This window comes from Burkholderia sp. Bp9142, from assembly GCF_003853415.1.
GTDB lineage: Bacteria > Pseudomonadota > Gammaproteobacteria > Burkholderiales > Burkholderiaceae > Burkholderia.
Map to the genome: position 1 here is coordinate 122,370 of NZ_QTPP01000003.1, position 19,580 is coordinate 141,949.

The following is a 19,580-nucleotide window of genomic DNA, read 5'->3' on the forward strand; positions in this document are numbered from 1 at the left end:
GAAGAGGGGGTGCCGCAGATCGTGCGACGCTCCCCCGCCTGCTGCGGAATTACGACTTCTGCGGCACGGTCACGCCGTACGTGCAGCTCTGGTTGTACGCATTGCCGATTGCCGTGAGCTGTGCGCTGCTGTAGCCGAGCGCGGCGGCGGCCGTCAGCACCGCCTGCGCGGCGGCCTTCTGGTTCGTCGAGCTGTTGGTCATCGACAGCCCCTTCAGGAACGCCTTGTCCATCGCCTGCGCGCCGATCGCGTCGCGCGCGACGAGGTTGCACGACGCCCAGTACTGGCCGGCCGTGTGGATCTCCGCGCCGCGTGCCTGCGCATACGTGCGCCCGACGTTCCAGTTCGTCACGCGGCCGCCCCAGTATTCGTTGTGGCCGTCCCAGTTGTAGACCCAGTGATACTGCGCGTCGGACGGGCTCCACTGGTTGAAGTCGCGGCTGTACGCGGCGGCGAGGTAGTCGCCGGTGCCTTCCGACAGGCCTTCCTGTTGCGACAGGCCGCCGTTGGTCACCCAGTCGTGGATGCCGTGGCCGAGCTCGTGGATCACGACGTCGGCATCTTCCGCATCGTCGACGCCGCCCTGCCCGAAGGTCAGCCGGCCGCTGCTCGACGAGTACGACGAGTTGTCGTCGCCCGATTCGCCGTGCGGGTCGTACTGCACGCCGCCCGTGTACTGGTACGGCAGCGCCTTGATGCCGAGCGTCTGGTTCACGTAACGGAGGAACGTGTCGATGTGGAAGTACGTGTTCACCGCCTCGAAATACAGGTTGCCGCGCGCGAACTCGAACGCCGGCGTCGCCTGTGCCGGGCACGCGTTGTCGCGCGGCGCGTCGAAGTCGACGCACGACGCATACGGGCCCGACAGCACGTAGCGCGCGCCCGACTGCGCGAGCTCCTTCAGCGTCACGCGCGCGCGCGCGGCCGTGAGCTGCGTGGAATCGGCGTCGCTGTTGTCCTTGTAGCCCGTGCTGCCGTAGCTGCTCTTCGTCGACGAAAGCGGATCGGGCCGGAATACGAAACCGGTGCCGTCGGTCGCATAGAGCGCCTTGTCCTCGGCGCGCAGCACTTCACCGCTGTCCGCGTCGATCAGCAGTTCCCAGTCGCCCTTCGGGCCGTCCTGCGGGCGGCCGCGCACCTTCCACGCGGTATGCGTGCCGGCCTTGTCGACGAACGCGACGCGTTGCGCGTCGAGATTCGTGAAGCCGCTGACGCCGAGATACGCGCGCGCGCGGTCGAACGCCTGCTGCTGGTCGACGGCCTGCGCCTTGTGCGCGGTGGCGACCACGCCGTTGATCGTGTTGCTCGCGACGTACAGGATGCGGCCGTCCTTCGCGACCGTCACCGCGATGTCGCTACCGTACACGGGCAGCCCCGCCGCCTGCTGCTGAAAGCGTACGACGGTGAAGTCGGCGTCGCTGCGCTCCGATGTCACCGCGAGGCTCGCGAGCGCGGCCGGGTCGAGCCCGAGCTGCGTTGCCTGCGACGCGACGAAATCGCGCGCGGTGGCGGCGGGCGTGGCGGCCGCCTTCTTCGCGCGATACGCGGGGTTGTACAGCGTGACGGCGACGCCGTCGGCGCGGAACTGCCCCGCGGCGGTATCGGCCTTGGCCGCGGCCGGTGCCACGCCGCGCGTCAGGCTTTCGCGCAGGCTCGACGCCTGCGGGTTCGCGACCTTGGTATCGGCCGCGCTGCCGCCGACGATGCCGAAACCGAGCGCGAGACCCAGGGCGAGCGGCAATGCTTTGCGTGATGTCTGCATACGTGATCCTCATCTCAACGGTTGGACACGCCTGCACGCTTGTGGCGAGCAGGCACGACACGGCCCGCGCGCCGGCTCGATGGAACCGGTGCGGCGAAGCGGTGCTGGGAGATTCGACTGACTGAGGACGACTAAGCGTCAGGTCGAAGCGAATCGGAAAGGACAGGCGGCGGGGAAGCGAACGGCAGGCAGGTGCGGCGACGGCGAAGCGAGCATCGTCATGTCATACCCCTCGGATCGGCATGGATATCGGTTCGGCAGCCTGCGCGGCGCGACGTGCGTCGGACCCGGGCTCTCATCTCCTTAGGGCTGCCTATCTAATTGCGAGGTATGTTACAGAACATTTTCAGCGACTTTGCAAATTATTTTCGAAGGCCGCTTCGGTCCGTCGATCAATCGCCGATATTGTTCAGAGAATGGCGGGAAACGCTGCCGGCGTGCGCAATAGCGCGCCGGATTGTACGCAAAAGCAGCGCCGTTCAGCGCGTCGCGCGGCGGTCGCTGCGCGGGCTCACGCCGAAACGCGAGCGGTACGTGCGCGAGAAATGCGATGGCGATTCGAAGCCGCATGCGACGCACACCGCCGTGATGCTCATGTCGGTCTGTTGCAGCAGCTCGCGCGCACGATCGAGGCGCAGGTTCAGGTAGAAGCGCGTCGGCGTGTCGTTCAGCGTCGCGCTGAACAGCCGTTCGAGCTGGCGCCGCGTGATCGACACGTCCTGCGCGAGCGCGTCGGAGCCGAGCGGGTTCTCCATGTGCCGCTGCATCGTGTCGATCACCTGGATCAGCTTGCGGTTGTGCACGCCGTAGCGCGCGGCGATTTCGAGCCGCTGGCTGTCCGAGCGCTGCCGGATGCGGCTGACGACGAACTGCTCGGAGATCGCCGCCGCGAGATCGGCGCCGTGCCGCCGGCCGATCAGGTCGAGCATCATGTCGATCGACGCGGTGCCGCCCGCGCAGGTGATGCGCCGGTCGTCGATCTCGAACAATTCCTGTGTCGCGTTCAGGCCCGGGTAGCGTTCGCGGAATGCGGCAAGCGCCTCCCAGTGCAGCGTGAGCGTTTGCGATGCGTCGAACAGCCCGGCCTCCGCGAGCACGAAGCTGCCGGTGTCGATGCCGCCGAGCGTCGCGCCGTGCCGGTTCTGGCGGCGCAGCCAGTCGCCGAGCGCGCGGTCGTAGCACACGAGCGGATCGAAGCCGGCGACCACGAACACCGTCCCGACCTGCGCGACGTCCGCGTATGCGGCTTCGGCCGCGACCGGGATGCCGTTGCTCGCGGCGACGGGCGCGCCGTCCGCGCTGATCACGTGCCAGCGGTACAGCTCGGTGCGAAACCGGTTCGCGACGCGCAGCGGCTCGACCGCGGACATGAAGCCGAGCGCGGAGAAGCCGGGCAGCAACAGGAAGTGGAAATCCTCTGGCATCGGGGCGTGGGGTGGAGTCGGGGGGGCGTCGCGCGCTGCGCGGCGAGCGGCCAGGGCAGCCACACGCCGCGCCCGGCTCGCGGGCGTCGCACGTTCAACCACGGATTATCGCGGGTTTTGCGGGCGGTCAGCGCGTTTTTGCGTGGCGCACCGTCCGGCGCGCCGTCGTCGAGGGCAGTTCGCCGAACTGGGCCTTGTACGCGTTCGCGAAATGCCCGAGGTGGATGAAGCCCCAGCGCGCGGCCGCCTCGCAGATCGGCAGGTCGGACTGCCGCGTGTCGAGCAGCAGGCGTCGCACCTGCGCGAGGCGCAGTGAGCGCGTGTAGTTCAGCGGGCCGGTCTGCACGACCGACTGGAAGCTGTTCTGCATCGTGCGCCGGCTCACGCGCAGCTGCGTGCACAGGCTCAGGATGTCGACGGGCGCTTCCGGGTGCTCGATCACGTAGTCGTGCACGCGGCGCACGATGTCGGCGTGGCACGCATGCGTGAGGCGGTTTGGCGGCTCGGGCATCCGGTAGGTGAGGAGATCGACGAGCACGTTGGCGACATCGCAGCGCAGCTCGGACTGCGCACGGGGCGCGTCGAACATGTCGGGCGCCGACAGTACGCGTTCGAGCAGCGTCGCGAGCTGCACGCTCGCGCGTTCGCGCGCGGCGACCGGCACATCGACGACGCCGCGCCGCAGCGTGCGCGTGTCGAGCCGGACGTCGGCGGCATCCTCGATCTGCTGCGTCAGCTCGGGATCGACAGCCACGCCGATCAGCGACATGTCGTCAGGAGAATGGAGTTCGAAAGGCGCGCCGCCGCGCGCCATCACGATCGTGCCGCGTTCGATGCGCGCATCGCCGAACGCGAAGGTGCCCGAGCCGGTGAGCGGCATCCCGAACACCGTATGGCCGGGCGGCAGGCGCCCGCGCTGGATGACGCGCACGTTCGCCGCCTCCTGGAACAGCTGCACGCCGTCGAGCTCCACGTGCTTGACCGCGCTGCGATACGAGCCGGAGCCGATCTGGTCGTAACGCTGGTCCCAGCCGCGCAGCGCCTCGGCATGCCGGTCTGCGTCGTCGAACCTCTGGTGAAACACGAGCACGGCGCCTCCGGCGATCGTTCGGACCGCGCAAGATTAAACCGACCGCGCGGTCGGTGCAATACGGATGAGCGCTATTCCTCCGGGGGTTTTCGAGGGGTCGGAAGCTGCCGGCAACAGGCGCCTTTCAGGCGGTTTTCCAATATCCCGAATCGGCACGCACGCGTTGCCGGTCCGGGTGCTGAACGGATTTATTGTCGAACTACAGTCGCCCCACATAACGTGAATCCCAACTGGAGGCGACATGAGAACAAGGCGACGCACCGCGGCTTACGCGGCGACGCTGGCGTTCGCGGCGGCGTGGGCCGGCAGCGCGGACGCGACGGAAAAGCCTGAGGAACTGGTCGTGCAGAAGATGCCGCCGTGGCATCCGCACGAGGTGTACGTCGTCGATATCGCGATGCCGACGATGACCGACGGGCGAATCTTCGTGTACGACGCCGACGCGAGGAAGCTGCTCGGCCAGATCGACGGCGGCTTCGCGCCCGGCCTCGCGATCTCGCCCGACCACAAGACGAGCTTCATCGCGACGACCTATTTCTCGCGCGGCTCGCACGGCACGCGGACCGACGTCGTCGAGATGACCGACAACACGACGCTCGATCACACGGGCGAGATCGTGATTCCGGCGAAGCACGGGCAGCACGTGCCGTCGCCGTACAACACCGCGTTCAGCGCGGACGGCAAGCGGCTGTACGTCGCGAACATCACGCCGGCTGCGTCGGTGACGGTGATCGACGCGGTGTCGAAGAAGGTGCTGTCGGAGATCGACACCGCGGCATGCGTGCTCGCGTATCCGTCGGGGAACGACCGCTTCGCCGCGCTGTGCGAAAGCGGCAAGGCGCTCACCGTCACGCTCGACGCGAACGGCAAGGAAGCGAAGCGCACGATGTCGGACGCGTTCATCGACGTCGACAACGATCCGGCCTTCATCAACGCGTCGCGCTACCACGGCGGCTATCTGTTCACGACGTACCACGGCAACGTGCGCGGCGCCGATTTCAGCGGCGACAAGCCCGCGTTCGGCAAGTCGTGGTCGTTGCTGACCGACGCCGAGCGCGCCGAGGGCTGGCGCCCGGGCGGCATGCAGCAGACGGCCGTGCACGCGAAGCAGAACCGCTACTACGTGCTGATGCACAAGGGCGGCGACGGCACGCACAAGGATCCCGGCACGCAGGTGTGGGTGTACGACCTGAAGACGAAACAGCGCGTCGCGCGCTGGGATCTCGCGCAGCTGAAGATCGATCCGCTCGTGTCGATCCAGGTCAGCGAGGATGACAAGCCGCTGTTCTACGGGCTGACGGGCACGTCCGATCTCGTCGTGATGGACGCGCGCACCGGCAAGCTGCAGCACGTCGAGAAGCAGATCGGCAGTACGTCGACGCTGCTCGTGAACCCGTGAGGCCGCGATGACGCTCGATCCCGTACTCGCCACCAGCGCGCAGGCCGGCGCTGCCGTCGTCGTGCTGCTCGGCGCCTTCGCGAAGATGCGCCGGCCTGCGGCGTTCCGGCAGGCGCTCGCCGGCTATCGCCTGCTGCCCGATGCGCTCACCGTACCCGCCGCGTTCGCGATTCCGCTCGCGGAAGCCGTCGGCGCCGCGGCGCTGCTGTTTCACGAGACACGCATGACCGGCGCGCTCGGCCTGATCGCGTTGCTGCTCGTCTTCGCGGCCGGCATGACGATCAACATCCTGCGCGGCCATACCGACATCGACTGCGGCTGTTCCGGTTTTGCCGCCGCGCGCGCGGATGCGCCGCGCGGCATCGGCTGGCTGCATGTCGCACGCGTGCTGCTGCTCGTCGTGCTGGCCGCGACCGCGTTCGTCGAGCCGGGCAGCCGCGCGGTCGTGTGGTTCGACTATCTGACGCTGTTCTCTTCCGTGCTGCTGATCGTCTGCGCGCTGCTCACCGTCGACGTGCTGCTCGCCAACGTACCGCGCCTTTCCCATCTGAGGAATTCATGATGCAAACCGCTCTCACCGTTTCCACCGCCTTGCTGTGGGTCGCCGTTCTCGCGCTCGGCGCGATCTGCCTCGCGCTCGTGCGCCAGATCGGCATCCTGTACGAACGCATCATGCCGGCCGGCGCACTGATGATCGACAAGGGCCCGGCAGTCGGCGCGATGGCGCCGACCTTCGAACTGACCGACATTCGCGGCTCGCAGGTGAAGGTCGGCGGCATCGATGCATCGGGCAAGGCGACGCTGCTGTTCTTCCTGTCGCCGACGTGCCCGGTCTGCAAGAAGCTGCTGCCGCTGTTGCCGTCGCTGCAGGCGAGCGAATCGACGCCGGTGAACATCGTGCTCGCGAGCGACGGTGATCGCGATGAACACACGCGCTTCGCGCAGAAGCACGACCTCGCGCGTTTCCCGTACGTGCTGTCGCAGGAACTCGGCCTCGCGTACCAGATCGGCAAGCTGCCGTATGCGGTGCTGCTCGACGACACCGGCACCGTGCGCGCGAAGGGGCTCGTCAACACCCGCGAGCATCTGGAGAGCCTGTTCGAAGCGAAGGAGCGTGGCGTTGCATCGCTGCAGCAGTTCGTGCACGGCGATCACGACCACGGCGGTCACGAAAAGCACGCGCAGCGCGCGTGATCGGCCGACCCTCTTTCAACGTCAACGGAGGACAACGACATGGGCCTGTTTGATTCATGGTTCGAGCGGTCGGCGCGTGGCGTCGCGCAGCATAGTTCGCGGCGCAGTGCGATGGCGAAGCTCGGCAAGGTGCTGGTGGGGTCGGCGATGCTGCCGCTGTTGCCGGTCGATCGCACCGCGTATGCAGCGGATGCGGCGTCCGGCGCATCGGCGGCATCCGGTGCCGCCGCGTCGGGCGCAAGCGACGATCCGATGAGCTGCGATTACTGGAAATACTGCGCGATCGACGGCTGGCTGTGCAGTTGCTGCGGCGGCACGTCGAGCAGCTGCCCGCCGGGCACGACGCCGTCGCCGATCACGTGGATCGGCACCTGCCGCAATCCGCACGACGGGTCGGACTACATCGTGTCGTACAACGACTGCTGCGGCAAGACGTCGTGCGGCAAGTGCTTCTGCAACCGCAACGAGCGCGAGAAGCCGCTGTACAAGCTGTCGCTGAACAACGACATCAACTGGTGCATGGCGAACGGCAATTCGAATTATCACTGTTCGGTTTCGGTCTTGTTGGGAGCAGCCAAGCAATGAACGTGAAGCAAGCTGGAATGATCGTGGTCGCGTGCGTGGCGGCTGTCGCGGGTTTTGCGTTGCCGGGTTTGGCCGGTGCGCAGCAGGCCGTCCATTACCCGGCGGGCAAGAGCCTGTTCGACGCGCAATGCGCGGTGTGCCACCAGGCGGGCGGCAAGGGGCAGGACGGCCTCGCGCCGCCGCTGACCGAGTATCCGGGCAAGTACGCGACGGCAGAGGCGGGCCGCGCGCAGCTCGTCGCGACGCTGTTGCACGGGATGTTCGGCGAGATCAACGTGCACGACAAACGCTACAACTTCAAAATGCCGTCGTTCGCGAGCGCAAGCGATGACGATATCGCGAACGTGCTCAACTACGTCGTGTTCGATCTCAACGACAAGCACGGCGACGCGAAGCCGTTCACGGCAGCCGACATTCGCGCGGCGCGTGCGAAGGAGATGGACGGCACGGCCGTTCACGCGCAACGTGCGGTCGTGACGAAGGGGCTGGGGCTGTGAATGCCGGATGCATTCGGCGTCGTGGCCGGCGTGCGGTGGCGTTGCGGATCGGGGCATTCGTGACACGCCGTCTGTCTTCGGTGCTGGGGGTTGCTGTCGCGGCATGCGCGATTGCCGTACCCGCACATGCCGACGGCGTGACCGACACCACACGCGCGCACCAGCACTGGGTGCTCAACTGCATGGGCTGCCACACGGCGACGGGCGGCGGCATTCCGGGCAAGGTGCCGCCGCTCGCGAACTCGCTTGGTTATTTCACGCATCTGTCAGCGGGGCGCGAGTACGTGATGCGCGTGCCCGGCGCGTCGAATTCGGCGCTGTCGGACAAGGATCTCGCCGACGTGCTCAACTGGGTGCTCACGACGATGAACCGCGATGCGCTGCCGCGCGATTTCAAGCCTTATACCGCGGCCGAAGTCGCCGCGCATCGACGGCCGGCGTTTTCTGACGTCGCGACGGTACGTGCCGGGCTGGTCCGCGCGCTGCACGAGCGCGGGGTCACGGGTGTGTCGGATCGGTACTGATCGGCTTCGCCGATGAAGCTTCGGTACCGGGAACGGCGGATTGGCGGTATTCAGGGCGGCGCGGTATCCCCGCGCCGTCACGCGCGGATCAACACGACGCCGAGGATCAGGCACGCCGCGCCGGCGATGCGTATTACGTTGACCGGATGCTGCGGCGCGTAGCAGTTTCCCGATCGAGAACACCGAATTGGCAGCGCGCCATTTCCGCGTTACGCTCGTTTCGCCGGTCGACGCCGGCGCTGAATGGATCGTGGGAGGCTCAAATGGCGATCGAATACTTTGCAGAGCGCAATCCGGTCACTCGAAACCAGCCCCGGTCGCTGGCGACCAAGGCTGGCGATCTGGTGTTCGTGTCCGGTCAGGTGGCGAGAAACGAAGACGGGAGCCTCGTCGCAGGCGGGATCGAAGCGCAGACGCGTCAGACATTGAAGAACGTCGCCCACGTGCTCTCGCTGGCGGGATGCACACTCGGCGACGTGGTGAAAACCACTGTCTGGCTCGAGGACGCGCGCGACTTCGCGGAATTCAATCGTGTCTATGCGGAGTTCTTCCCGGGGAACAAGCCGTCACGATCGACCTTGCAGGCGACGAACATGGTCGGTACCAAGATCGAAATCGAGGCGATTGCCTGCAGGCCCTGAGCGCCGAGAGCGGTGTGCCGGGTATCCGGGTGAGCGTCGGATCGATGCCCGCATCCATGAAAATGGATGGCGGATGGCGGCAAGCTCGAAATTTTTCGGCATATCGGTAGTTGCGATGGTCGTGCGTTATCGAGCCGGCGGCTCAAAGCCCCTTTTGCGCAGAACGGCTATCGCTTCGGCCGATGTCAGTAATTGGATCAGCGCCTGCGCCGCGGCGGGATCCTTCGTATCGCGGCCGATGCCGGCGGTGTAGACCGTGTCGTGCTGGAGTTCGCGCGGCAGCAGACCGACCAGCCGGACGCCTGGGACATCGACGATGTTCGGCACCGTGATGACGGTCGCATCAGCCGTGCCATCCGCCACGGCCGCGATGACGTCGCCGCCCCGCACGGGTACGAGATGCGGCCTGACCGTGTCCGAGATGCCAAGCCGGTCGAGTAGTTCGACGAGCCAGGCTCCGCTCCCGCTCTCCGGCGACCACGACAGCGAACGCAAGTTGACCAGTGCCTGCCTGAACGCGTCGACCGTCGCGATAGTCGGCACGGGGACATCCGCGCGCGCGGCCATTCCGACCGAAGCTTTCGCGACGTCGGTACGCGTGATCGATACGATTTTGTCTGCTTTGATCAACGCGTCGATCTGGCCGGGCAGCAGGATCGCGACGTCGAATGCTTCCCCGGCTTCGATCCGGCGCTCCAGCGTCGTGGCGTTGTCGAACGTCGTCACGAGTCGTTGGCCGGTCTTCGATTCGAACGCGGGCGCGAGTTCGGCGAGTGTCGCTTTGAGCGTCGGCGTGCTGAACACCTTGAGGCCGTCCGCGCATGCCACACTGATGCCGGCGAGCATCAGCAACGCAACGAAACACCCATTCAACAGCATCCTGATGATCATCGCCGTCTCCCCGTCCGAAACGTCCACCGGCCCCGGCATGCGGGTGCGCAAGGCCGTCCCGGTTACCATCATAGGCTGGCGCTTGATCCAGATATAATTTCAAATCGGCATGGCGTGATCACGAAATGGAATAGGTTTGGGCATGGACGGCGACCGAATCCGACGACGACTGAAGTTGCGCGATCTCGACACGTTGATGACGGTCGTCAATACGGGTGGGATGCGGAAGGCGGCGCAACAGCTTCACATGTCTCAGCCGGCCGTCTCCAAGGCGATAGCGGACTTGGAAAGCGTTCTCGGCGTACGGCTCGTCGACCGCAGCCACCACGGCGTCGTACCGACCGTGTTCGGACAGGCGCTGCTCAAGCACGGCGCGGCGATCTTCGACGAATTGCGGCGTGGCGCCGTAGAGATGGCGTTTCTCGCTGACCCCGACGCCGGCGAACTCAGCATCGGATGCGTGGAAACGATCACGGCAGGGCTGGCCGCGGCCATCATCGAGGATATGTCGCATCGACATCCGCGCCTGGTTTTCTCGGTCGCGTCGGGTGATGCGCCGGTGCTGCAGACTCACTTCCTGCGCGAGCGAATCTGCGAACTGGTCATCGCGAGACCCTACACGGCCGTGCCCGACCCGGACATGAACGGAGAGCCGCTGTTTCACGAGCAACTGCGGATAGTCGTGTCGAATCACAGCGAATGGGCGGCGAAGCGGCGCCGATTTACGCTCGCCGATCTCGTCGATGCGCCGTGGATTTTGTCGCCGAACGAAGTCGCGCCGCATTCACCGATCTTTGAAGCGTTTCGCGCGATCGGGGCGGAACCGCCGTACGCCCGCGTGCTGACCGGCTCGCTGAATCTGCGCCGGACATTGCTTCGCACCGGGCGTTTCATAACGGTGATGCCGCACTCGCTGCTGCACTTCGGCCCCGATCAGGATTGGATCAAGGTGTTGCCGATCGATCTGCCGACCTGGGCCGTACCGACGATGCTGATCACGTTGAGGAACCGCACATTAAGTCCGGTCGCCGAGCGGTTCGCCGAACACGCGCGCAGACTGGCCAGGTCGCTCGCCGAAAGCTGATCGCTGCCGTCAGGGAGGCGCCGAGGCGATGCGTGTGATGTCGTCAGGCCGATCGATGTACGAAACGCGCATGCGTGTCCGTGTGCCCCAGGCTTCATGTGCGCACCGCACAAATCCCCAAAATCCCCAAGTGGCAGCTGGCATTCGTTAGAATCGTTCGTCGTAGAGGCAAAACGCATATTTGCATCGTGCGCAGCGGTACCGACTCACGCATACCGCGCCCCCTCATCCCATGCTTCATCCTTTACCGGAGGCGAACGTGCCAGGATTACTTCCCGATGTCGACCGCGACGGGCTCCTCGAATATTCGGTGGTGTACACCGACCGGTCGATCAATCACATGTCGCAGCGCTTCCAGGGCGTCATGCGCGATATTTCCGCCGCGCTGAAGAAGGTCTACAACGCGAAGGCGGCCGTCATCGTCCCGGGCAGCGGGACCTTCGGCATGGAAGCCGTGGCCCGGCAGTTCGCGACGAACAAGAAGTGCCTGGTCATCCGCAACGGCTGGTTCAGCTTCCGCTGGTCGCAGATTTTCGACATGGGCAGCATCCCGTCCGAATCGATCGTGTTGAAGGCGCGTCCGGTCGAATCGGGCAGGCAGGCGGCGTTTGCGCCGGCCCCGATCGAAGAAGTCGTCGCCGCGATTCAGGAACACAAGCCGGATCTGGTCTTCGCTCCGCACGTCGAAACCGCATCCGGGATGATGTTGCCCGATACGTATCTGCGCGCGGTGGCCGACGCCGTGCATGCGGTCGGTGGCATGTTCGTGCTGGATTGCATCGCGTCCGGCACGATCTGGGTCGATATGGAGAAGAGCGGTGTCGACGTGCTGATCAGCGCGCCGCAAAAGGGCTGGAGCGCGTCGCCGGGTTGTGCGCTGGTGATGCTCAGCCCGCTCGCGCGCGAGCGCATCGATGCGACGACCAGCACCAGTTTTGCCTGCGATCTGCGCAAGTGGCTGCAGATCATGGAAGCGTATGAGAACGGCGGCTTCGCGTACCACGCGACGATGCCCACGGACAGCCTTGCGACGCTGCGCGACGTCATCAAGGAAACGGAAGCATACGGCTTCGACAAGGTGAGGGCGGAGCAGCTCGAACTCGGCACGCGGATTCGCGCGTTGCTGGCCGAGAAGGGTTTCAGGAGCGTGGCGGCCGAAGGCTTTGAGGCGCCGGGCGTCGTGGTCAGCTACACCGACGACGACGACATCCGGTCCGGCAAGAAATTCGCCGATGTCGGCATGCAGATCGCGGCCGGCGTGCCGCTGCAATGCGACGAGCCGGCGGATTTCAAGACCTTCCGCATCGGCTTGTTCGGTCTCGACAAACTGCATGACGTCGATGCCGCGGTCGCGCGGTTTGCGAGCGCACTGGAACGGGTTCTGTAGCGCGTCGATTCGGTGTAACGGTACATGGCGGCGCATGAAGCGAAGACGTCGATGCCTTCGACTCGACCAAATGCGCCGCCTGAACCGCCGACTCTGGCTCCGGCCGCTTGCAGCGCACGTCAACCATCGGCGTTTGCGGCAATTCATTCAGATCGATTGCAGCCGTTCGACAACGTACTGGCTGACGATGAGATCCAGGTGCGCACCACCGGCATTTTTATAAACCGTGCGCTCTTCAGCCGAACGATGAAACGCCGACATCCGGCACAGATCGAACAGGTCTCCTTCGATATCATTCGCCTGTATCGCTTGCGTCTGCATCGGAATCAGGATGTCACCTGATTGCGCGGCGTTCTCGCGGTCGTCCACGAAAATGCGCGCTCCTCTGAGCACATCGCAATCGGCCTCCTGCATATCCGGCCGGTACCCGCCCACCAGATCGACATGGGTACCGGGCCGCACGAACTCGCCTCGAATCATCGGTGTGGACGTGCTGGTGGCTGCGGTAATGATGTCTGCGCGGGCCACGGCGGCATCCACGTCGTCGACCACGCAGACCTCGATGTTTCTCGCCTCGAGGTCCGCACGCGCGGCATCCAGCCTGGACGCTGTGCGATTCCACAACAACACCTGACGAATGGACGGACGGATGTGGAGATAGGCATCCGTCAACGACCTTGCGACCGGCCCCGCACCCAGGACGAGAAGGACCTCGCTGTTCTCGCGGCTCAGTTTCCTTGCCGCCAGCGCGGAATCGGCCGCGGTCTTCCATCTCGTGATTTCCGGGCCGTCGAGCATGGCGACGATGCCTTTGGTCCGCTCGTCCAGAACCAGAAACGCAGCCTGCTCCGTTGGCAACGGCGGGCTGGCCAGGCTATTGGCGGGAAAGAGGGAGGCAATTTTGAACCCGGCGCCCTTGCCGGGCAGGATGACGCCCCGGCTGAACAAGCCAAAGCTCGCATCCCCGATGAAATAACTGTCGCCGATGGGCCGGGAACCGGCGTGCCCGTCGTGCAACGCGTCGAGCACCCCGTCCCAATCGAGTACCGACCTGATCTGTTCCGCTGAAATGATTTGCACGTTCAACGCTCCTGCTGTTGCGGCCAGATGTCTCCCAGGGTGTAACCCTCGGGGAACGGGTCGTCGTGATCGAGCACGATGGTGCTGATCCCATGGATCCAGCTGGTGCCGGCCAGGGTAGGAACCACGGCGGCCTTGTCGCCGATGCGGGCCTCTTCCACGAGCCGACCGGTGAAGACGGTACCCAGGATGCCCTGGTGCCGGAAATCCTGATGCAGCGGCAATTCGCCCTTGGCGTGCAGCACGGCCATCTTGGCGCAGGTGCCGGTGCCGCAGGGGCAGCGGTCGATCGCGCCGGTCCAGGTGGACGGGTCATCCCAGGAGAGCGGCCCGGTCGGCATGGTGACCACGTTCTTCCAGTCTGCGTTGCGGTCGTCTGCGGGGCCGGACAGTTGCGAGATGGTGATGCCCACGCCCGGATAGTCCGGGTGCGCGACCGGCAACTGCTCGATGGCAGCCTGCCGGATCAGCGCGGAAACCCGCGTGATCTCCTTTCCGTGTTCGGGCTTGAGCTCGAGCCCCGGGAACTGGCGCACGTCGGCAATCGCGTAGAACATGCCGCCCCAACCCACGTCGACCCGCACCTTGCCCAGATGCGGCACGTCGATGACGGCATCCAGGTGCGCGGCAAACGCCGGTACGTTCCTGAACGTCACGCGCTTGACCTTGCCGTCCTTGCACTCGGCGGTGAGGCGGATCAGCCCGGCCGGCGCTTCCAGCGTCAGTTCCGTCACGGGCTCCTGCATGGGCAGCATGCCCATTTCCAGCAACACGGTGGCCACGGAAATGGTGTTGCCGCCCGACATCATCGGATACTCGACCTGCTCGAGGATGATGTAGCCCGCGTCCGCATCCGGGTGACACGGCGGCACGACGATGTTGCAGCAGTGCGCCGGGTAGCCGCGCGGCTCGCGCAACAGCAGCTTGCGCAAGCCATCGTCGTTGGCCTCCAGCCATTTCATCCTGGCGTGGACGGTGTCGCCGGGAATGTGCGGAATGCCACCGGTGACCACCCGCATGGGAATACCCGAATGCGTCTCCACCGCGTGAATGGTTCTCTTGAATCCCATGTGCCGGTTTCCTCTTCAGCGCCGCCGACCGAGTGCGGCGTGAAGGGAAATTTATGCCCGTTTCGCGGATAACTTAAGCGACATTTCCTCCGGCATTCCTTCAACTTTTGGTTGAAGATGCCGCCGCCTTTGCCGGGCAGGGCCGGTTCGGTACAGGCGCTCAGCGTTCCGGTGTGCCGGGGGCGGGGCCCGTTTCATCGGCAGCGGGATGCCGCGCGAGCTGCTGCCTGACCCACTGGCAGAACTGCTTGCACACGACGGCGTCCGCCTTGTCTTTTCGGACCGACAGGTAGTGGCCGCGATTCTTCATCACCGTCTTGTGCGGCAGCGGACGCACGAAGTGGCCGCTTTGCACCAGGTCGCCCACGAGGTGATGCCAGCCCAGGACGACGCCCTGGTGAGCCAGGGCCAACTGCACGATGCCCGGATAGTCGTTGCTGGTGAATAGCTGGCGCGGAATGTCCGCGCGCCAGCTGGTGTCGACGTCATGCAGTGCCAGCCAGACTTTCCAGTCGATATGCTCGGAGATCTGCGAACGACCATAGGCGCTGATATCCAGCAATGACATGTCCAGCAGCCTTTCCGGCGTCTCGACGGGGCCATGATCCCGCAAATACTGCGGTGTGCAGACGGGATAGACCTCGTCGTCGAACAGGTGCTCGCTATCGTATCCGTCGCGCATGCTGGCCAGCTTGGCGATGTAGACGTCCGGCTGCACACCTGCTTCCATCGAGATGAAATTTTGCGTGGCCAGGACCGTGAGCTCGATATCCGGATTGGCTTGAATGAATTCGGGCAGCCGCTTGTGCAGCCAGAGTGCCGAAAATGCCGGTGAGCAGCAGACGATGAGCGTCTGCCTGGCGGGAACCTTCTTCCGCAGGCGCTCGGCGGCCTGATGGATATTGATCAATGAAAGCTGGGCGGCGTCCTTGAACATCTCGCCATCGGCGGTCAGGGTGACGGCCCTGCCTGAACGGACGAAAAGCTCCGTACCCAGGTAGTCCTCCAGTTCCCGCACCTGCTTGCTCACCGCCGCGGGCGTCACGCTCAATGCATTGGCCGCCCCGGTAAAGCTGTTGAATTTAGCGGCCGCAAGAAATGATTTGATGGCGCGCAGAGACAGCGCACCGACCAATGTTTCGCTCATTTCAAACCGAGGCGCCATGGCGATTTCTACAGACGTTAGGGGATGGGACCAAGTCCGACGCACGGACTCGCGTTGGATGGCGGGAAGCGAATGGTCGCTCGCCGTCGAGCCGGCTAATGCACGCCAAAGTCGGATCGAAGCTTTCTCAGCTTGAACGGCGTGACGTTGTATTCGCGTTTGAACCAATGTATCAGATGCGAACTGTCCGTGAAGCCGCACTCGTATGCAATCTGAGTCACGGACCGATCGCTGTTGATGACCATCCATTTCGCGGCTTTCAGGCGCATGCTCCGCCAGTACTGCAGCGGCGCGACGCGCAGATGCTTCTTGAAAAGTCGCGTCAGTTCCCGCTCGGTCGTGCCGATCGACTGTGCAATGCCGGCGATCGAACCCGGTTCGAACGTGCGTTGCCTCATCAGACCCACCGCGTTGACGACTCGTCGATCGGGGCAATGCAGGCCGACCTCGTCGTCATTCTTCAGCGCCTGTATTTCTTCGAAGCCCCGGTCGGCCATCAAGTAATGGAGCGCCTTGTGCGATCGCGTCTTTCCGCAGTGAGTCGTCACCAGGTGCATGGCGAGATTGATCGCGGCAAGACCGCCGGGGCATGTAATGAACTCGCCGTCCGCCACGACCGGCGCATCCGTTACGGCGATGATGTCCGGAAAATTGCGTTGCATCGCTTGCGCGAGCGAGAAGTGAACGGCGCATCGCCTTCCTGCCAGATAGCCCAGCTCGGCAAGCATGAATTGACCCGTGCATAGGCCGATAACGGGAACGTGCGCTTCGACGCAGGATTGTATGAATCGGTAAAGCTCGTCGGGGATCGGCTCCGCACTGTGGAGCAAGCCGCCGTGCACCACGACGTAGTCGTATTCGGACGGATCGCCGAAGAGCCGGGTCGGCACCATCGGAAAGCCGCAACTCGATCGAATCGGCGAATGATCGTGAGACAGCAGGTCCCACGAGCAGTAGATCTGCCTGCTGAAGTCCGCTTCATCTGCCGACAGGCGCAAAAATTCGACGAAGCACGACAGCGACATCAGCGTGAAATCCGGCGTCGGTGCGATGCCGATCCTGAGCGGCGCATCGACCTCGGGTGCGGACTTGCCCGGCCGAAGAAAAGAATAGTCGCCCCGCATCCGATGTCTCCGCCAGTCGTGCCATTGATTGTCCGAAACGTACAATTTTTTCGCTTGGCCGGCAATTATAGTTTTCCGCGTCAACACCCACACGGCGCGGAGGCCCCCATGAAGATCTCGAAAATTTCCCTGTACCAGGTCGATTTGCCCTTGAAGGAGGGCGCCTACAGCTGGTCGACGTTCTCGTTTGCATCGTTCGACTCGACCGTTGTCGTCGTCGAAACGGACGTCGGGCTGGTCGGCGTCGGCGAAATCTGCCCGCTCGGGCCGTCGTATCTGCCGGCTTATGCCGAAGGCGCCCGCGCCGGGCTCGTGAAGATCGCGGAGGGACTGATCGGGGAAGACCCGTGCCAGATCGGCCGGATCAATGTCCGCATGGATGAGCTTCTCAAAGGTCACCCGTACGTCAAGTCAGCCCTGGATATGGCGTGCTGGGACATTCTCGGCAAGGCAACCAGCCAGCCGGTATACAACCTGCTCGGCGGGCGCCTGCAGGACCAGGTCAAGCTCTTCAAGGTCGTCACCCGGCAGGATCCGGACGCAATGGCGACGAAGATCCGCGAGTATCAGGACCAGGGCTTCAGGCAGTTTCAAATGAAGGTGGGCGCCGGAGCGGACGCCGATATCGAGCGGATCCTGAAAGTGTCGGCCGAACTGCGCCCGGGCAATGTCCTGGCCGCCGATGCGAATACCGGTTGGCGGCAGCACGAGGCGCTACGCGTCGTCAAGGCGATTCGCGACGTCGATATCTACATCGAGCAGCCGTGCCCGAGTTACGAGGAGTGCCTCGCTGTCCGGCAGCATACCGATCATCCGATGATCCTCGACGAGTGCATGGAAGACATTCGCGTGCTGATACGCGGCTGTCAGGATCGTGCGATGGATGTCGTCAATCTGAAGGTGAGTCGCGTCGGCGGGCTGACGAAGGCCAGGCAATTCCGCGATCTGGCCGTGACGCTGGGAATCTCGCTCACGATTGAAGACACGTGGGGCGGCGAGATCGCGACGGCCGCGCTTTGCCATCTCGCGCACTCGACGCCATCGGGCTTTCACTTCCAGTCGTCGGCGTTCCACGAGTATCACGGTCTCACGATCGCGTCGGGCGGACCGGAACTGACGGACGGTTATATGTCGGTATCGGATCAGCCGGGTCTTGGCGTCAAGCCGAAGATGGAGGTGCTCGGCGATCCCGTCGCCGTCGTTGGTCGGGCGGGTTAGCCGAAACGTAGCGGGGAAGGCGGCCGTGCTCAGGCAGCGGTCCGCGGGCCGCTGCCCGCGAGGCGATCGATCGTCTCTGTTTCGTTGCAACACGCCTTGCTGCCACGCAGCTTCAAGTGTGTTGCAACGACGGGTCGAATCAGCGCGGTCGGAGTGCAATGACTACATCACTTGTTTCAAAGTGCGTCTCGAAATGGAGCTTGGCAACCCTCTGCCTTATTGCGATAGAACGCGTCGATATAGGTTGTCATGACGTTGCAGTACGCCGCGATCGACAAGATGCCGCCTCAGTCGGGCGTAGTCGGTTGTGAATAGCTGACAGATTCTGGATATCTCCGATTCGGTGTAGGGCGTATCCGGGGCGAAAGCCGTCGCGATCTTTTCGATGGCGAGATCCGTTTCCAGCTGTCGATCGCTCAAATCTTCAGCGCTGCGATGCTGTCGATCGGCAATGTCGTTCCACACGGTGTCGACATCCGAAAGTCCATGCTCGTCCCGTTGAATGAGGCCGATGTTCAGCAGCCGAGTCACGATCTTGCTGACAGCCTTCGCATCGATGCCGGCTTTCTCCGCGATATCGGCGAGGCGATTGACGCCGAGGACGATCGCGGCGTAAACGGCGCGCGTTTCACGCGACGTCATCGCGGCAATGATTGCGTCCTTGCGAAGACGATGGTTCAACGTTTCCTCGCCAATCGTCAAATAGCTGCTGCGAATCGGAATTTCTCCGAGTGCGACAAGGTCGGACTGCAGCGGCTGGGACCGGAACACGCGTTCATTTTGTTGACGCTTCCGAACGATACCCAAGCCACTCTGCCGGTATTTGTGCAACTCCGGCAGTGTTACCAGCTCGAATGAATCGTCCAGCCTGCGAAACAGCTCCTCCCAGATCGGCGTCCTGACTCTGCGAACGCGCTGAGCACCTTCCATGCTGACGGTGGTCAACATGGTCGGCTCGTGCAGGCACAGGTAGCCGCCAGGCGCGATACGGTCCCAAAGTGTCGCGACGAAACGGACGTCGTCGGCCGGCGTGCCCGCATCGATCCACGCGATGTCTATCACGCCCCATGAAGCGATGGTGGCTTCGTCGAGTGCGTAGAAGTTGCGTTTGACGAATGTAACGAGGCCCTCGTCGACATCGTTATTCTTCAACGCATCCCACGCTTCTTCGGCCGAGGAGCCTTCAGCCGTGAAGTCGTCGATGGTGATCAGCCTGGGGTGATAGTTGTCGGGAATTCCGGTCGGGTCGAGGAGCGCGCTTCGCTCCTGCCATGTCGACGCATCCAGCAAATTCTTGTCGTGCTGCCAATCCTGCCGCGCCTGTTCGAGCGCCTTCGCGATGAAAACCGTGCTGTCGCCGGCGCCTATTTCGACGACTGTAGCGGGGCGCGCCATACGAATGAGCGTGGAGATCAGATTGGCGCTGTTCTCGGTACCCATTCCAG

The 19,580-nt window shown here is 64.3% G+C and carries 19 protein-coding genes; 10 read left to right on the forward strand and 9 right to left on the reverse strand.

Annotation, left to right across the window (positions count from 1 at the left end; genetic code table 11):
- Positions 1-49: 49 nt before the first annotated feature.
- From DIE22_RS04805 to DIE22_RS04815, 3 genes are all read right to left on the reverse strand, one after another.
- Entirely contained in the window at positions 50-1,762 is a 1,713-nt protein-coding gene (locus DIE22_RS04805) for a M36 family metallopeptidase (RefSeq protein ID WP_124495163.1), read from the reverse strand.
- 479 nt (positions 1,763-2,241) lie between these two features.
- On the reverse strand, positions 2,242-3,186 hold the full coding sequence (locus DIE22_RS04810; RefSeq protein ID WP_124495165.1) for a GlxA family transcriptional regulator: 945 nt from the start codon (positions 3,184-3,186) through the stop codon (positions 2,242-2,244).
- Between the two features lie 127 nt (positions 3,187-3,313).
- On the reverse strand, positions 3,314-4,276 hold the full coding sequence (locus DIE22_RS04815) for a helix-turn-helix domain-containing protein (protein ID WP_124495167.1): 963 nt from the start codon (positions 4,274-4,276) through the stop codon (positions 3,314-3,316).
- Between the two features lie 241 nt (positions 4,277-4,517).
- On the opposite strand from DIE22_RS04815, the gene DIE22_RS04820 reads away from it, so the two are divergent.
- From DIE22_RS04820 to DIE22_RS04850, 7 genes are all read left to right on the forward strand, one after another.
- On the forward strand, positions 4,518-5,675 hold the full coding sequence (locus tag DIE22_RS04820) for an amine dehydrogenase large subunit (protein WP_124495169.1): 1,158 nt from the start codon (positions 4,518-4,520) through the stop codon (positions 5,673-5,675).
- 7 nt (positions 5,676-5,682) lie between these two features.
- Complete coding sequence (locus tag DIE22_RS04825) at positions 5,683-6,237, forward strand: MauE/DoxX family redox-associated membrane protein (RefSeq protein WP_124495171.1); 555 nt, start codon at positions 5,683-5,685, stop codon at positions 6,235-6,237.
- Positions 6,234-6,869 carry a methylamine dehydrogenase accessory protein MauD gene (mauD, locus tag DIE22_RS04830; RefSeq protein ID WP_124495173.1) on the forward strand — a complete coding sequence of 212 codons (636 nt, stop codon included), beginning with the start codon at positions 6,234-6,236 and terminating at the stop codon, positions 6,867-6,869. The genes DIE22_RS04825 and mauD overlap by 4 nt, the downstream gene beginning before the upstream one ends.
- Positions 6,870-6,908: 39 nt before the next feature.
- A complete protein-coding gene (locus DIE22_RS04835) occupies positions 6,909-7,454 on the forward strand; it encodes a methylamine dehydrogenase light chain (protein ID WP_044847763.1) in 546 nt (181 codons plus the stop codon).
- Positions 7,451-7,951 carry a cytochrome c gene (locus DIE22_RS04840; protein ID WP_124495175.1) on the forward strand — a complete coding sequence of 167 codons (501 nt, stop codon included), beginning with the start codon at positions 7,451-7,453 and terminating at the stop codon, positions 7,949-7,951. Before DIE22_RS04835 ends, DIE22_RS04840 begins: the two co-directional genes overlap by 4 nt.
- A gap of 35 nt (positions 7,952-7,986) precedes the next feature.
- A complete protein-coding gene (locus DIE22_RS04845; protein WP_124495177.1) occupies positions 7,987-8,475 on the forward strand; it encodes a c-type cytochrome in 489 nt (162 codons plus the stop codon).
- A gap of 263 nt (positions 8,476-8,738) precedes the next feature.
- The gene (locus DIE22_RS04850) at positions 8,739-9,116 is read left to right on the forward strand and encodes a RidA family protein (RefSeq protein ID WP_124604642.1); all 378 of its coding nucleotides are present in this window, start codon (positions 8,739-8,741) and stop codon (positions 9,114-9,116) included.
- A gap of 126 nt (positions 9,117-9,242) precedes the next feature.
- On the opposite strand, the gene DIE22_RS04855 is transcribed toward DIE22_RS04850, so the two are convergent.
- A complete protein-coding gene (locus tag DIE22_RS04855) occupies positions 9,243-10,007 on the reverse strand; it encodes a substrate-binding domain-containing protein (RefSeq protein WP_185640543.1) in 765 nt (254 codons plus the stop codon).
- Between the two features lie 142 nt (positions 10,008-10,149).
- Between DIE22_RS04855 and DIE22_RS04860 the strand changes: the two genes are divergently transcribed.
- Entirely contained in the window at positions 10,150-11,091 is a 942-nt protein-coding gene (locus DIE22_RS04860) for a LysR family transcriptional regulator (RefSeq protein ID WP_124495183.1), read from the forward strand.
- Positions 11,092-11,350: 259 nt separating this feature from the next.
- Positions 11,351-12,478, forward strand: a complete 1,128-nt coding sequence (locus DIE22_RS04865; RefSeq protein WP_124495185.1) for an aminotransferase class V-fold PLP-dependent enzyme — start codon at positions 11,351-11,353, stop codon at positions 12,476-12,478.
- Between the two features lie 147 nt (positions 12,479-12,625).
- On the opposite strand, the gene DIE22_RS04870 is transcribed toward DIE22_RS04865, so the two are convergent.
- The 4 genes from DIE22_RS04870 to DIE22_RS04885 all read right to left on the reverse strand — a co-directional run bounded on the left by DIE22_RS04870 (position 12,626) and on the right by DIE22_RS04885 (position 16,917).
- Positions 12,626-13,558 carry an ornithine cyclodeaminase family protein gene (locus DIE22_RS04870; RefSeq protein ID WP_124495187.1) on the reverse strand — a complete coding sequence of 311 codons (933 nt, stop codon included), beginning with the start codon at positions 13,556-13,558 and terminating at the stop codon, positions 12,626-12,628.
- A gap of 2 nt (positions 13,559-13,560) precedes the next feature.
- On the reverse strand, positions 13,561-14,628 hold the full coding sequence (locus DIE22_RS04875) for a proline racemase family protein (RefSeq protein ID WP_124604643.1): 1,068 nt from the start codon (positions 14,626-14,628) through the stop codon (positions 13,561-13,563).
- Between the two features lie 160 nt (positions 14,629-14,788).
- Positions 14,789-15,775 carry a LysR substrate-binding domain-containing protein gene (locus tag DIE22_RS04880; protein WP_260426611.1) on the reverse strand — a complete coding sequence of 329 codons (987 nt, stop codon included), beginning with the start codon at positions 15,773-15,775 and terminating at the stop codon, positions 14,789-14,791.
- A 113-nt stretch (positions 15,776-15,888) separates the two neighbouring features.
- On the reverse strand, positions 15,889-16,917 hold the full coding sequence (locus DIE22_RS04885; RefSeq protein ID WP_124604644.1) for a GlxA family transcriptional regulator: 1,029 nt from the start codon (positions 16,915-16,917) through the stop codon (positions 15,889-15,891).
- A 54-nt stretch (positions 16,918-16,971) separates the two neighbouring features.
- Between DIE22_RS04885 and DIE22_RS04890 the strand changes: the two genes are divergently transcribed.
- The gene (locus DIE22_RS04890; RefSeq protein WP_260426612.1) at positions 16,972-18,135 is read left to right on the forward strand and encodes a cis-3-hydroxy-L-proline dehydratase; all 1,164 of its coding nucleotides are present in this window, start codon (positions 16,972-16,974) and stop codon (positions 18,133-18,135) included.
- Between the two features lie 216 nt (positions 18,136-18,351).
- Here DIE22_RS04890 and DIE22_RS04895 read toward each other — a convergent pair whose 3' ends face one another.
- Positions 18,352-19,575: a DUF2087 domain-containing protein gene (locus DIE22_RS04895; protein WP_124495197.1), complete on the reverse strand. Its 1,224-nt coding sequence runs from the start codon at positions 19,573-19,575 to the stop codon at positions 18,352-18,354.
- Positions 19,576-19,580: the final 5 nt, after the last annotated feature.

Coding starts and splice junctions, on each gene's coding strand:
- DIE22_RS04855 (WP_185640543.1), bottom strand. CDS start 10,007: ATGATCATCAGGATGCTGTTGAATGGGTGTTTCGTTGCGTTGCTGATG.
- DIE22_RS04880 (WP_260426611.1), bottom strand. CDS start 15,775: ATGAGCGAAACATTGGTCGGTGCGCTGTCTCTGCGCGCCATCAAATCA.
- DIE22_RS04885 (WP_124604644.1), bottom strand. CDS start 16,917: ATGCGGGGCGACTATTCTTTTCTTCGGCCGGGCAAGTCCGCACCCGAG.
- DIE22_RS04810 (WP_124495165.1), bottom strand. CDS start 3,186: ATGCCAGAGGATTTCCACTTCCTGTTGCTGCCCGGCTTCTCCGCGCTC.
- DIE22_RS04850 (WP_124604642.1), top strand. CDS start 8,739: ATGGCGATCGAATACTTTGCAGAGCGCAATCCGGTCACTCGAAACCAG.
- DIE22_RS04805 (WP_124495163.1), bottom strand. CDS start 1,762: ATGCAGACATCACGCAAAGCATTGCCGCTCGCCCTGGGTCTCGCGCTC.
- DIE22_RS04835 (WP_044847763.1), top strand. CDS start 6,909: ATGGGCCTGTTTGATTCATGGTTCGAGCGGTCGGCGCGTGGCGTCGCG.
- mauD (WP_124495173.1), top strand. CDS start 6,234: ATGATGCAAACCGCTCTCACCGTTTCCACCGCCTTGCTGTGGGTCGCC.
- DIE22_RS04875 (WP_124604643.1), bottom strand. CDS start 14,628: ATGGGATTCAAGAGAACCATTCACGCGGTGGAGACGCATTCGGGTATT.
- DIE22_RS04820 (WP_124495169.1), top strand. CDS start 4,518: ATGAGAACAAGGCGACGCACCGCGGCTTACGCGGCGACGCTGGCGTTC.
- DIE22_RS04825 (WP_124495171.1), top strand. CDS start 5,683: ATGACGCTCGATCCCGTACTCGCCACCAGCGCGCAGGCCGGCGCTGCC.
- DIE22_RS04860 (WP_124495183.1), top strand. CDS start 10,150: ATGGACGGCGACCGAATCCGACGACGACTGAAGTTGCGCGATCTCGAC.
- DIE22_RS04840 (WP_124495175.1), top strand. CDS start 7,451: ATGAACGTGAAGCAAGCTGGAATGATCGTGGTCGCGTGCGTGGCGGCT.
- DIE22_RS04895 (WP_124495197.1), bottom strand. CDS start 19,575: ATGGGTACCGAGAACAGCGCCAATCTGATCTCCACGCTCATTCGTATG.